Source organism: Embleya sp. NPDC005971 (genome assembly GCF_040629175.1).
Lineage (GTDB): Bacteria > Actinomycetota > Actinomycetes > Streptomycetales > Streptomycetaceae > Embleya.
Window position 1 is genome coordinate 61,149 of the sequence record NZ_JBEXUX010000019.1, and the last position, 12,590, is coordinate 73,738.

Genomic DNA, 12,590 nt, shown 5'->3' on the forward strand with positions numbered 1-12,590 from the left:
GCACTTCGATCGTGTGTACGCGCCCATTCTTGCCGACCCTGGTTCGGCGGCGGGCACGGCGGGGCGAACGATCACGCCGCGGTCGGTTCGGCGGCGGCAACTCCCGGTACCGGCCGACCCGATCGGAGCACACCCGCGCGCCGCCGGCACGCGGTCGACCGGCCCGCCGACCGCGATCGAACGAATGTCCTGGTTCGGATCGGGCCGGGAATGGGCACCAGACGCCGCCATGGGCTGTGTGGAATCGATGACGTCGCGCTCGCGTCGAGTGCTCACCCGCTGCGGTGTCGCGCTGGGCCTGTGCCTGTGCCTGGCCACCGCCGGATGCGCCGACTCGGCGACTCCGGTCGAGGCGGCGCGGCCGGCCCCGCAGCGACCGCAGGCGGCGGGTGGCATGGCGCCGGAACGGGCGGCGGCCGAGTTGCCGGCGCAGGAAGGCGCACAGGGCCGGGGCACACGTCCGGACCTGGCCCAACGCGAGGCGGCCGCCCGCCGCGAACGGGCCGGCGTGGTCGCCGCCGCGCGCAGGTGGGGCCTGGCCGACGCCCCGATCGCCGCGCCCGCGCCGCCCGCCACCCGGCCGGTGTTGCGGCCCGGCCCCGGGGTGAGGTTCCACGGCGACCTGCCGGCCGTGGTCCATCGGGTGCCCACCGACGAACGGGTGGTCTTCCTCACCATCGACGACGGCGCGGAGAAGGACCCGGACTTCGCCCGGATGGTCCGCGAACTCAAGGTGCCGTTCAGCGCGTTCGTCAGCGGCTACCTGGCGCGCCAGGACTACGGCTACTTTCGCGGGCTGCACGAACAGGGCGTGTCGGTGAACAACCACACGCTCAACCACCCGGATCTGCGCACGCTCGGCTACGCCCGCCAGCAGCAGGAGATCTGCCGCCAACAAGACGAGCTGACCCGCGAGATCGGCGAGACGCCCCGCCTGTTCCGGCCGCCGTACGGCGAGTTCAACGAGGACACCCTGCGCGCCGCGCGGTCCTGCGGGATCGTCGCCTTCCCGATCTGGAACCAGGAAGCCTTCCCGGATCACCTGGAGTATCGCTACGACCACGTCTTCAAGCCGGGCGACATCATCCTCACCCACTTCCGCGGCCCCGGGCAGTGGAAGGGCGACATGACCCAGATGCTCCGCCGGGTCCTGGACGCGGTCACCCGCGAGGGCTTCGCCCTCGCCCGCCTGGACGACTACCTGTAGTCGACGACCGCGTGGCCTCGGCGCGGCTCCGGACGGATCCGCCCTCGGGGGCACCGTCGAAGCGGTTCACCGCGCCCGGTGCTCACACCGCGGTCACCACGACGCCCGCCTGTTCGATCGCGGCCAGTTCCTCCGGTGCGGCGTCCCGGTCGGTGACCAGGTGGCCGATCCGGCTCAGCGGGCAGATCCTGGCCAGCGTCACCTTGCCGATCTTGGAGTTGTCCGCCACCACGACGGTGTGGCTGCTGCGGTCGGTGAAGACCCGGTCGGTGGCGGCTTCGAGCTGGTCGTGGGTGGTGCAGCCGTGCGCGGCGCTGATGCCGTCCACGCCCAGGAAGGTCACGTCGGTGAAGTAGTCCGCGAGGGTCTTCTCGGCGATCGGGCCGACCAGCTCGTAGCTTTCGTTGCGCGCGGTGCCACCGATGACGACCAGGGTGACGTCCTTGTGCAGGACCATCTCGGCCGCGATGTTCACCGCGTTGGTGACGATGGTGACGGGACCCCGGTCGGCGAGGATGCGGGCGATCTCGGTCGCGGTGGACCCGCCGGTCAGTCCGACCACGGCCTTGTCCGGCACCAACGCGGCGGCGGCTCGGGCGATGGCCAGCTTCTCCGGTCGGCGGCGCTCGCTGCGGTACTGCATCGGCGTCTCCAGGCCGATGTTGCCCACGGAGGCACCGCCGTGGGTGCGGCGCAGCAGGTTCATCGCGTCCAGGTGCTGGAGGTCGCGCCGCACGGTGGCTCCCGAGACCGCCAGGGTCTCGGCCAACTCCTCGACGCTCACGCTGCCTTTCGCACAGACGTGTTCGAGAATGCGCGCATGACGCTCGGTTCTCAACATGTGCGCAGCATATCCATGCGCATTCGCGCAGTCACGGGTTCGCGAAACGGGTTCGCAAAACAGGTTCGACAGCCGCTATTTCGGCGTCGGAGCGGACATCTCCGGTGCGCACCCCGCGCACGGATGGTCTCTTGACATGACGAAAGTTGCTCGATTTACTGCTGCGACGCCGAGGGCAGTGCAATCGGCGTCAAAGGTACGCCCAGCCGGTAGGCGGCGGAAGCCGCAAGCCCGGACAATGTCGCCAGGACGCCCGCGAACCCCGCGGACCTCCGAGGCGGGGACGTATCCTCCGCATCTGGAGTTCGATGATGAACACCTTCCTCCCGCGCAGATCGGCCCGACGCCTCGCCGCGCTCACGGCGACCACCGCGGCGATCGCGGGCACCCTGTTCCTCTCGACGTCCGCCGACGCGAGCAACGACCCGGGCGCCGGCACCCGGGCGGCCGGCGCGGCGAGCACGACCACCGCCGCGAACGCGAACGCCGGCGCGATCACCCTGCCGCCGACACACGCCGGCTTCGACTACCAGATCGGCGGCGCCTACGCCCCGCCGACCGGGGTCCGGGTGGTCACCCGCGACCACGGCGCCACGCCGGCCCCCGGGCTCTACAACATCTGTTACGTCAACGCCTTCCAGGCCCAGCCCAAGGCGGAGGGCGACTGGCCGGCCGACCTGTTGCTGCGCCGCTCGGACGGCTCGATCGTCTACGACGGCAAATGGAAGGAAGCCCTGCTCGACCTGCGCACCCCCGACAAGCGCACCGCGGTCGCCGCGAAGGTGAACGCCCTGGTCGACGAATGCGCGAGCAAGGGCTTCCAGGCCGTCGAGCCGGACAACTACGACAGCTACACCCGCTCCGAGGGCCTGCTCACCGACGACAACGCCCGCGACTACATCACGCTGCTCTCCGCCCACGCGCACCGACGCGGCCTGGCGATCGCGCAGAAGAACACCTCCGACCTGGCCGAGCACCGCACGGCCCTGGGGCTCGACTTCGCCGTCGCCGAGGAATGCGGCGAGTGGAAAGAGTGCAACGACTACACGAAATACTTCGGCAACAACGTGATCGTGATCGAGTACACCGCCAAGGGCATGGCCAACGCCTGCTCGAAGTGGGGCGGGCAACTGAGCATCGTGCGCCGTGACCTCGACGTCAGTCCGATCGGGGCCGGCAAGTACCTGCGCAAGACCTGCTGACCCCGCACCGCCCGCGGCCCGGCGCACCGTTCGTTCGCCCTTCGGCGCCGGGCCCGCGGGTCCGGTCCGCCGCGCGCACCCGTCGCGAGTGTGCCCCGCCCGTCCGGTGTCGGCAACCCGCGTCCCGGGGCCGGCCGTGCCCGCCGCTTCCCCACGCGGCCCCGCCTGCATCCGTATCCGCCCCGGCGTGAGTGGCCCCTTCCCTCACCCGGTGCGCGCCCGCGCGCACCGCGGGGTCCGCCTCGCACGTTTCGAAGTCTCCTGGAGGTCCAGTGGTTTTCGGCCGACACCATCCCGCGGGTCTCTCCCGCCGCAGCGTGCTGCGCGTCGGCGCCGGTGCCGCGGCCGCCGCGGCGCTGTCCGCGTGCGCCGGCACGAACGACGGTGTGGGTGCCGACGGGCGCGTCACCATCGAGATGTGGCACGGCCAGACCGACACCGGCCTCGCGGCCCTGAAGACCCTGGTGGACAGGTTCCACCTCGCCCAGTCGGGCATCCGGGTCGACCTCGGCGGCGGGGCGCCGGCCGACGCGATGTTGCAGAAGATCACCGCCGCGCTCGCCGCCGGTTCCTACCCGGACATCGCCTACATCTTCGGTTCCGACCTGGCCGGGGTCGCCCGCAGTCCCAAGGTGGTCGACCTGAGCGAGAGCGTGCACTCCTCCCCCACACCGTGGGACGACTACTGGGAACCGGCCCGGGCGGCCGTGACGATCAACGGCAAGGTGCGCGCGGCCCCGGCCGTGATGGACGCGCTCGCGATCATCTGCAACAAACGCCTGTTCCGTGACGCCGGCCTCCCGCTGCCGCAACCGGGCTGGACCTGGAACGACTTCCTGGCCACGGCGCAGCGGTTGACCGACCTGCGGCGCGGCGTGTTCGGCACCGGCTGGCCGGGCGTGGGCGACGAGGACACCGTGTGGCGGTTGTGGCCGATGGTGTGGGACCTGGGCGGCGACGTGGTCGCCGCGGACGGGCGCAACATCGGCTTCAAGGACGTCGGGGTGCGCGCGCTGGAGACCGTGGAGGCGCTGGCCCGGAGCAAGAGCGTCTACCTCGACCCCAAGCCCGGCAGCGAGCAGATGTACCAGGTCTTCGCGTCCGGCCGGATGGGCATGGTGGCGACCGGCCCGTGGCAGATCCCGGACATCACCCAGGCGGAGATCGACTACCACGTGGTGCCGCTGCCCAGCTACAGCGGACGGCCGATGACCATCTGCGCGCCGGACACCTGGACGGTCTTCGACAACGGCAACGCCCGGGTGCGGGCGGCACGCACGTTCGTGTCCTGGTTGGCCCAGCCGGATCAGGACGTGATCTGGGACGCCGAGGTCGGCAGCCTGCCGCTGAGTCGGACCGCCGAGGCGCGGCCCGAGTGGCGCGAGCACTCCGCGGGGACCGAGGGCCTGGCCGTGTTCACCACCGCCCTGGAGACCGCCCGCGTGCGTCCCGCGCATCCCGCCTACCCACAGATCTCGATGGCGCTGGGCGAGGCCATCGTCTCCGTGCTGCTCGGCAAGAGCAGTCCGACCCGGGCATTGAACCGCTGCGCCGCCGCGGCCAGGGCCGCCCTCGTGATCCCGCGTTGAGGAGCCTTCCATGTCATCACTGCCCGCTCCACTCACGCTCTCGGACCAGGACCGACAACGGCGCACGCTGCGCCGCAGACGCCGGCGCGAGTCGGCGACCGCCTGGACGTACATCCTTCCGGCCGTCGTGGTCATCCTGGGTCTGAGCGTGGTGCCCTTCGTCTGGTCGCTGCTGCTCTCCTTCCGGGCCGACGACCTGGTCACGCCCAGCCGCTGGGTCGGTCTGGACAACTACGACGCCCTGACCCAGGATCCGAACTTCGGCCAGGCCGTGCGCAACACGCTGCTGTACACGGTGTTGTACGTACCGCTGAGCATGGCCTTCGGGCTGTTCCTGGCCCAGGTGCTGAACCGGCGGATCCGGCTGGTGGGCGTGTATCGCACGCTGATCTTCGTGCCGTTCGTCATTTCGGCCACGGCCCAGGGGGTGTTGTTCTCCTTCATCCTGGATCCGGAGTTCGGCGCGGCCAACTCGGTCCTGCACGAGTTGGGGATCGGGCGGCAGGGCTTCCTCACCGACCCCGGGCAGGCCCTGTTGGTGCTGGTGGCGATCTCGGTGTGGAGCGGTACCGGATTCTGCGTGGTGATCTACCTCGCGGCGCTCCAGGACGTGCCGCCGTCACTGCTGGAGGCGGCCCGTCTCGACGGCGCCGGGCGATGGCAACTGCTGCGCCACGTGGTGCTGCCCACGCTCACCCCGGTCACCGTCTTCCTGTTGTTGTGGCAGACCATCCAGGCGCTCCAGGTCTTCGACCTGGTCTATGTGACCACCAAGGGCGGGCCGTTGGGCTCGACCACCGTCATCGTCTACTTCATCTGGGAGCAGGCGTTCAAGAACTTCACCGCCGGCTACGGCGCGGCGGCGGCCTACGTGCTCGCCGTCGCCCTGTTGGTGATCGGGGTGGGCATGCGGTTCGTGCGCGGCCGCAAGCCCGTCACCGTCGAGGGGGCGACACGATGACCGCAACGACCACCGCACCCGTGGAGGCGACCCGGGCGCGCGACACCGCGCGGCCCACGCCGGGCCGGCGCCGACTGTTGCCGTTCAGCCCGTGGCATCTGCTGCTCGCGCCGTTGTCCCTGCTGTTCGCGTTGCCGCTGGTGTGGCTCGCGCTCAGTTCGGTGATGACCAACGCGGAGATCAACCGGTTCCCACCGGCGTTGTGGCCCTCCGGGATCCATCTGGGCGGCTACCGCTACGTCCTGGGCAACGCGATGTTCCCGCGCTGGTTCATGAATTCGCTGATCGTCTCGGCGGTCGCGGTGGCCTCGAACCTGGTCTTCGGGGCGTTGGGCGGCTACGCGTTCGCCAGGATGCGCTTCGCGGGTTCGCGCACCCTGATGGTGGCGATGCTGGCCACGATGGCGATCCCGTTCCAGCTCACCATGATCCCGACCTTTTTGATCATGAAGCGGCTCGGGTTGATCGACACCCTCGGCGCGCTGATCATCCCGTCCCTGGTGACGCCGTTCGCGGTGTTCATGCTGCGGCAGTTCTTCCTGTCGCTGCCCCGGGAGTTGGAGGAGGCCGCCTGGATCGACGGCTGTTCCCGGTTGCGGGTGCTGATCCTGATCGTATTGCCGCTGTCCCGGCCCGCGTTGAGCACCGTCGCCGTGCTCACCTTCCTGACCACCTGGAACGACCTGACCTGGCCGCTGATCGCGATCAACCACGACACCCAATACACCCTGCAACTGGGCCTGACCACCTTCCAGGGCCAGCACCACACCCAGTGGGCGGCGGTGATGGCGGGCAACGTGATCACCGTGTTCCCGGTCCTGCTGGCCTTCCTGGGCGCGCAGAAGGCGTTCATCCAGTCGATCACCTCCAGCGGGCTCAAGGGCTGACGCCGTCACGGGAGTTCGACCCTCCCGGGGACAGCCGCCGCTCGCCTGCGGATCGACCCACCCCGCTCCACCGACAGGAAGCCCGATGTCGCACACCTTCGACCTGCTGGTCATCGGCGACGCCAATCCCGACGTCGTCCTCGGTCCCCTCGACGAGCCGTTGGCCTTCGGGCAACGCGAACAACTCGTGCCCACCGGCCTGCTCACCCTCGGCGGATCCGCCGCGATCACCGCGTGCGGCGCGGCCCGACTCGGGTTGCGCGTGGCCATCGCCGGCCGGGTCGGCGACGACGACGCGGGCCGTTTCGTGCGCGCCGCGCTGACCGCCCGGGGCGTGCACACCGACGCACTGCGCACCGACCCGCACCTGGCGACGCCGTTGACCGCGGTGCTCACCCGCGGCGACGGCGACCGCGCCATCCTCACCGCCGCCGGCACCCTGGCCGACACCGGACCCGAGGACGTACCCGAGGAGTTGCTCACCCACAGCAGACACGTACACGCCGCGTCCTACTTCCTGATGCCCCGACTCGCGGCGGCGCTGCCCGAGTTGCTGGGCATCGCCCGCGCCCACGGCGCCGGCACCTCGCTGGACACCAACGACGACCCGACCGGTCGCTGGGACCCCACCGGGCTCGCCGCCGTCCTGCCCGTCGTCGACATCCTGCTGCCCAACGCCCAGGAGGCGAGGGCGCTGGCCCGACTCGGCGCCGACACCGGCCCCGACGCCACCGAGGAGGCCGCCGCGCGACTGGCCGCGCACGGACCGTCGGTGGTGGTCAAGGACGGCGGCGCGGGCGCCTTCGTGCACGACGGTCGCCGCGTGCTGCGCACCGCGGGCATCGCGGCCCGGCCGCTGGACACCGTCGGCGCCGGCGACAGCTTCGACGCCGGCTACCTGGCCGCCCTGCTCGCCGGCGAACCGCCCGCCCGAGCCCTCGAATTCGCCGCCGCGTGCGGCGCCCTGTCCACCCGGGCGCACGGCGGCACCCCGGCCCAACCCACCTGGGACGAGGCTGTCGCAGCCCTCGCCCGCAACGGAAAGAACCAGTGATGACCCGCACCAAGATCGTTTTCGTCGGCGCCGGCAGCGTCGTGTTCACCCAGGGGCTGCTCGCCGACCTGTTCGCCTTCCCCGAGTTGCGGCAGGCACACATCGCGCTGCACGACATCGACCCGGAGCGGCTGGCCACCGCGCAGGGCGCGGCCCGGCTGATCGCCGTCGAGCGCGGCGCGGACCCGCGGATCAGCACCCACCTCGACCGCCGCGAGGCGCTCGCCGGCGCCGACTTCGTGATCAACATCATCCAGGTCGGCATGCGCGAGGCCACCCGCACCGACTTCGAGGTGCCCGCCCGCTACGGACTGCGCCAGACCATCGGCGACACCCTCGGCATCGGCGGCATCTTCCGCGCCCTGCGCACCTTCCCGGTGCTCCGGGCGCTCGGCGAGGACATCGCCGAGATCTGCCCGAACGCCTGGCTGCTGAACTACACCAACCCGATGGCGATGAACGTCGGTTACCTCACCCGCGCCACCGGCCTGACCCGCGTGGTGGGCCTGTGCCACTCGGTCTACTGGACCATGCAGGGCCTCGCGGACCTGGTCGGGATCCCCTACGAGGAGATCGACTACCGCGCCGCCGGCGTCAACCACCAGGCATGGGTGCTGCGCTTCGAACACGACGGCACGGACCTGTACCCGAAGCTGGACGAGCTGATCGCCCGGGACGGCGAACTGCGGCGCCGGGTACGGGTGGACATGTACCGCCGGCTGGGCTACTACCCGACCGAGACGAGCGAGCACTCCAGCGAGTACGTGCCCTGGTACCTGGGTCACGACAGCGAGATCACCCGACTGCGGCTGCCGGTGGGCGCCTATCTCGGCATCGTGGACGAGAACATGGCCGCCTACGAGGAGACCCGCCGGGCGCTGGCGGCCGGCGACCCGGTCCCGGTCGAATCCACCATGGAGTACGCACCGCAGATCATCCACAGCATCGTCACCGGCACCCCGCGCACGGTCTACGGCAACGTGCCCAACCACGGCCTGATCGACAACCTGCCCACCGACGGCGTGGTCGAAGTCCCGTGCCTGGTCGACGCGTTGGGGGTACAGCCGACCCGGGTCGGCGCGCTGCCGGCACAGTGCGCCGCACTCAACCGCGCCTACCTGAGCATGAACGACCTGGTCGTGCGCGCCGCCCTCGAGGACGATCCGCGACACATCCGGCACGCCGCGATGGCCGACCCGGCCACCGCCGCCGCGCTGCCGGTCGAGCGCATCTGGGACCTGTGCGACGACATGGCCCGCGCCCACGGCGACCTGCTCCAGCCCGCGCTGCGCGCCACGCTCGGGAACTGATCCGATGAGCGAACTGCGCGTGGGCGTGGTCGGGGTCGGGCAGCGGGCCGCCCTGGCCGTCGAAGCGCATCGGCCGGGTCGGTCGCGGGTGGTCTCCTGCGCCGACCCCGCCGCGCGCGGTCGGGCGTACGCCGTGGACCTGTTCGGGCCGGACGTCGCCGTGCACACCGACTTTCGACGGATGCTCGACGATCGACTCGACGCGGTCTTCGTGCTGACCCCGGACGATCGGCACGTCGAGCCCGCCCTGTTCTTCCTCGCCGCCGGCGTACCGGTGTTCGTGGAGAAACCGCTGGCCATCACGCTGTCCGACTGCGACCGACTGCTGCGCGCCGCCCGCGCGTCGCGGACCCGGTTGTACGTCGGGCACAACCTGCGCCATCTGCCGATGTTGCGGCGGATGCGCGAGTTGATCGACGAGGGCGCGATCGGCCGGGTCCGGTCGGTGTGGTGCCGGCACTTCGTCGGGCACGGCGGCGACTTCTACTTCAAGGACTGGCACGCCGAACGCGCGCGCACCACCGGCCTGTTGCTGCAAAAGGGCGCGCACGACCTGGACGTGATCCACTGGTTGGCCGGCGGCTGGTCCCGGGACGTGGTCGCGATGGGCGACCTGGCGGTGTACGGCGGCAACCCCCGGCGCGAGCCGGTGTTCGCCGGCGCCGGCCCGGACGCGGGCGGCCGGGTCGAGGAGGAGGTTCGGGCCCAGGACGGGTTCGCGCCCGAGGTGTGGCCGCCGACGGCGATGACCGGGCTCAATCCGATCGTCGATGTCGAGGACATCAGCATGATGCTCACCCGGCTCGACAACGGCGTCCTGGCCAGCTACCAGCAGTGCCACTTCACGCCCGACTACTGGCGCAACTACACGGTGATCGGCGACGAGGGCCGGCTGGAGAACTTCGGCGACGGCCTGGAGGACGCCCATCCCTCGATCAAGTTGTGGAACCGGCGCCGTTCCGGCTACCGGGCGGACGCCGACCGCAGCGAGTCGGTGCGCGGCGGCGGCCTGCACGGCGGCGCGGACCGGGCCCTGGTGGAGGAGTTCCTGCGCTTCGCGGTCGAGGGCGGGCCCACCCGCACGTCGCCGATCGCCGCCCGCGAGGCGGTGGCCGCGGGCGTCGCCGCCACCGCCTCGCTGCGGGCGGGGGGTGTGCGCACCGTGGTCCCGCCGTTGGATCCGGACCTGGTGCGCTACTTCACCGCGCATCAGAGCGAACCGCCCGGCCCGCCCTCGGGGGTGGCGGCGCCCCCCTGACCGGGGGCGTCGCCGCCGGTCCGCCCGGCCGATCCACGCGGGCGGGCGGACCGGGAACCGACGGCATCGCCGCGCGTGGGCTCAGTAGTCCTCGTGGGCGAACGGCAGCAGGTCCGTGCGCAGCGCCGCGTCCAGCCGGGCCGCCGCACCCGGGACGTGTTCCGCCACCAGTCCCGCCGCCACCAGCCGGGCCACCGGGGTGCCGCCGAGGTAGCCGGCCGAGAGTTCGCGTACGTCCAGGGTGAGTTCGGCCGGGTCCTCGGTCGGCGTGCAGGTCGCGCCGTCGGGGCCGGCGGTGAGGCGGAACCTGCCGTCGTTGCCGGGCACCGCCCCGTCGCGGACCTCCAGGACCAGATCGACCGGCGCCGCCCACGATCGTGCCGTCAGCGCGCCGCGCACGTCCACCAGCCGGATCCACAACGCCGGGAACTGCCTGGTCACCCGCACCTGGTCCCGATCCGCGGCGAACAGCAACAGCGGATCGTCCGGCGGTCGAACCCAGGCCGCCACCTTGCCGGTCAGGTCGATCGAGGCAAGGTAGTGCCACAGCGCGGCGGCCACCGGGGCGCTGTCCGCCTCCAGTTCCTGTACCTGGACCATACGCGGCGCATCGGTCGCGGCGTTGCCGGACTCGACGTGGTAGATGGCGTATCCGGCCGGGACGGCGCCGTCCTCGCCGAGCACCACGATCCGCACCGGCGAGTCGTCGTCGTCCTCGTCCCAGGCCAGTACGTTCTCGGCCCACCACTGTTCGGTCCGGGCGAAGCGACCCGGGCGCAGCGCGCGCGCCGCGTCGTAGACGGGACCCAGCAGGGCCGGTCCCTGTGCCGCGTCGACCAGCCGCAGCGGGCGCGGATCCGGGGCGATCCGCAGCGCGAGCGGGCGTCGGCTGTCGATCTCGACGGAGTAGCCCTCCGTCCCGGGCGCGTAGCCGAAGCGGCCGTAGATCGCGTTCTCGGAGGCCCACAGACAGGACAGCACCTGGCCGGCCTCGGCGCACCGGCGCCACTGCTCGGCCATCATCCGCGCGAGCAGCCCGCGCCGGCGGTGGGTCGGCGCGACGGCGACGAAGTCCAGCCCGGCGCAGGCCAGATCGCCGCCGGGCACGGACAGCTCGAAGCGATGTGCGGCGATCTGGCCGACCAGGGTGGCGCCGTCGTACGCACCGATGCGGTCGCAATCGGTGAGCACCTTGCGGTAGTGCTCGCGTTTGTCGGCCGACTCCTTCTCGTGGAAGGCCAGATCGGCCAGATCCAGTATCCGGTCCAGGTGCTCTTCGGGGATCTCCCGGATGTCGAGGCTCACCGTCGTGACGCTAATGCGGTCGTGGGCGCATGGCCATCGAGTTTCGGAGCGCCCGCTCGCCCGCGACCGGGACCGACCCGCGTTCGGGTGAACGTCGACACCGACCGGTTGCCCGCGCCGGTTCGCCTCGTTGCACCACGAGAACGCGCCGCATCCGGGCGGCGCGAGGTTCGATACGGAGATACCCAAGTGAGCTCGTTCAAGAAGGCAACCGTGCTGGCCGCCGGCACCGCCGCCCTGGTGATGGCCGGCGCCGGTGCCGCGAGTGCCGCCGCCGACGCCGACGGCGCCGCGGTGGGCTCGCCCGGTGTGGCGTCCGGCCTAAACGTGCAGATCCCGGTCCACGTGCCGGTCAACATCTGCGGCAACACCCTCGACATCGTCGGCATCCTCAACCCGACGTTCGGCAACTTCTGCGGCAACTTCGACGGCGACCACGGCCACGACCACGCCAAGGGCGGCCACCACGGCGCGGACCCGGCCGGCGGCCACCACGGCTGACCCGTCATACCCCGGTTCGGCCTCCTCCCCGACCGGGACCCGGGGGCTCCGCGTGTGTGTCCGCGGAGCCCCTGTCCGCTGTCCGAGCCCTGTCCGCCGTCCGAAACCGCCGGCGAGCGCATGGCCGCCGAGCGCACCACCGGATCACCGCGTCGGGCGAAGAGCGTGACCATCACCACACCCCGACGAGCGGCAGCGGCCGACCGACCCGTGCCGAGCTCGGCACGGCGCTGCGGCGCAAGCCCTCGGCCGCCCCCTCTCCGGACCCTCACCCGGCCGCCCTCCCCGTGCCGGCACCGCAACACCGCTCCGCCGGAAGGGCGTTCGTCCGCAGGCCACCGGGTCGGCCGAACAAGCGTGCCCGTCGCAACGGTTGACAGTGGAACCGAGATCACCTCTATTATTCTATCCGGAATCATATACGTTCCGAGATGGCATCGCTGATCCAAGGCGCAAAGGGGTGGCGGAGTGACGC

At 71.5% G+C, this 12,590-nt stretch carries 11 protein-coding genes; 9 read left to right on the plus strand and 2 right to left on the minus strand.

The window, feature by feature from the left end; translation table 11 throughout:
- The first annotated feature begins 247 nt into the window (after positions 1-247).
- The gene (locus tag ABZ374_RS18800; protein ID WP_360312472.1) at positions 248-1,207 is read left to right on the plus strand and encodes a polysaccharide deacetylase family protein; all 960 of its coding nucleotides are present in this window, start codon (positions 248-250) and stop codon (positions 1,205-1,207) included.
- A gap of 82 nt (positions 1,208-1,289) precedes the next feature.
- Here ABZ374_RS18800 and ABZ374_RS18805 read toward each other — a convergent pair whose 3' ends face one another.
- Complete coding sequence (locus ABZ374_RS18805) at positions 1,290-2,048, minus strand: DeoR/GlpR family DNA-binding transcription regulator (RefSeq protein WP_360312306.1); 759 nt, start codon at positions 2,046-2,048, stop codon at positions 1,290-1,292.
- Positions 2,049-2,359: 311 nt separating this feature from the next.
- On the opposite strand from ABZ374_RS18805, the gene ABZ374_RS18810 reads away from it, so the two are divergent.
- The 7 genes from ABZ374_RS18810 to ABZ374_RS18840 all read left to right on the plus strand — a co-directional run bounded on the left by ABZ374_RS18810 (position 2,360) and on the right by ABZ374_RS18840 (position 10,309).
- Entirely contained in the window at positions 2,360-3,250 is an 891-nt protein-coding gene (locus tag ABZ374_RS18810) for an endo alpha-1,4 polygalactosaminidase (protein WP_360312474.1), read from the plus strand.
- A gap of 272 nt (positions 3,251-3,522) precedes the next feature.
- Positions 3,523-4,839, plus strand: coding sequence for an extracellular solute-binding protein (locus tag ABZ374_RS18815; protein ID WP_360312308.1), 1,317 nt, complete (start codon positions 3,523-3,525; stop codon positions 4,837-4,839).
- A 10-nt stretch (positions 4,840-4,849) separates the two neighbouring features.
- Positions 4,850-5,800, plus strand: a complete 951-nt coding sequence (locus ABZ374_RS18820) for a sugar ABC transporter permease (protein WP_360312310.1) — start codon at positions 4,850-4,852, stop codon at positions 5,798-5,800.
- Entirely contained in the window at positions 5,797-6,687 is an 891-nt protein-coding gene (locus ABZ374_RS18825; protein ID WP_360312312.1) for a carbohydrate ABC transporter permease, read from the plus strand. The genes ABZ374_RS18820 and ABZ374_RS18825 overlap by 4 nt, the downstream gene beginning before the upstream one ends.
- Positions 6,688-6,772: 85 nt before the next feature.
- Complete coding sequence (locus ABZ374_RS18830; RefSeq protein ID WP_360312314.1) at positions 6,773-7,741, plus strand: carbohydrate kinase family protein; 969 nt, start codon at positions 6,773-6,775, stop codon at positions 7,739-7,741.
- Entirely contained in the window at positions 7,741-9,051 is a 1,311-nt protein-coding gene (locus ABZ374_RS18835) for an alpha-glucosidase/alpha-galactosidase (RefSeq protein ID WP_360312316.1), read from the plus strand. The genes ABZ374_RS18830 and ABZ374_RS18835 overlap by 1 nt, the downstream gene beginning before the upstream one ends.
- Positions 9,052-9,055: 4 nt before the next feature.
- On the plus strand, positions 9,056-10,309 hold the full coding sequence (locus ABZ374_RS18840) for a Gfo/Idh/MocA family oxidoreductase (protein ID WP_360312317.1): 1,254 nt from the start codon (positions 9,056-9,058) through the stop codon (positions 10,307-10,309).
- A gap of 81 nt (positions 10,310-10,390) precedes the next feature.
- On the opposite strand, the gene ABZ374_RS18845 is transcribed toward ABZ374_RS18840, so the two are convergent.
- A complete protein-coding gene (locus ABZ374_RS18845) occupies positions 10,391-11,614 on the minus strand; it encodes a GNAT family N-acetyltransferase (protein WP_360312319.1) in 1,224 nt (407 codons plus the stop codon).
- 189 nt (positions 11,615-11,803) lie between these two features.
- Between ABZ374_RS18845 and ABZ374_RS18850 the strand changes: the two genes are divergently transcribed.
- Entirely contained in the window at positions 11,804-12,115 is a 312-nt protein-coding gene (locus ABZ374_RS18850) for a chaplin (RefSeq protein ID WP_360312321.1), read from the plus strand.
- The last annotated feature ends 475 nt before the right edge of the window (positions 12,116-12,590 follow it).

Excerpts from the sequence above, each read along its gene's own strand:
- ABZ374_RS18800 (WP_360312472.1), top strand. The coding sequence starts at position 248 with ATGACGTCGCGCTCGCGTCGAGTGCTCACCCGCTGCGGTGTCGCGCTG.
- ABZ374_RS18805 (WP_360312306.1), bottom strand. The coding sequence starts at position 2,048 with ATGTTGAGAACCGAGCGTCATGCGCGCATTCTCGAACACGTCTGTGCG.
- ABZ374_RS18810 (WP_360312474.1), top strand. The coding sequence starts at position 2,360 with ATGAACACCTTCCTCCCGCGCAGATCGGCCCGACGCCTCGCCGCGCTC.
- ABZ374_RS18820 (WP_360312310.1), top strand. The coding sequence starts at position 4,850 with ATGTCATCACTGCCCGCTCCACTCACGCTCTCGGACCAGGACCGACAA.
- ABZ374_RS18825 (WP_360312312.1), top strand. The coding sequence starts at position 5,797 with ATGACCGCAACGACCACCGCACCCGTGGAGGCGACCCGGGCGCGCGAC.
- ABZ374_RS18830 (WP_360312314.1), top strand. The coding sequence starts at position 6,773 with ATGTCGCACACCTTCGACCTGCTGGTCATCGGCGACGCCAATCCCGAC.
- ABZ374_RS18835 (WP_360312316.1), top strand. The coding sequence starts at position 7,741 with ATGACCCGCACCAAGATCGTTTTCGTCGGCGCCGGCAGCGTCGTGTTC.
- ABZ374_RS18840 (WP_360312317.1), top strand. The coding sequence starts at position 9,056 with ATGAGCGAACTGCGCGTGGGCGTGGTCGGGGTCGGGCAGCGGGCCGCC.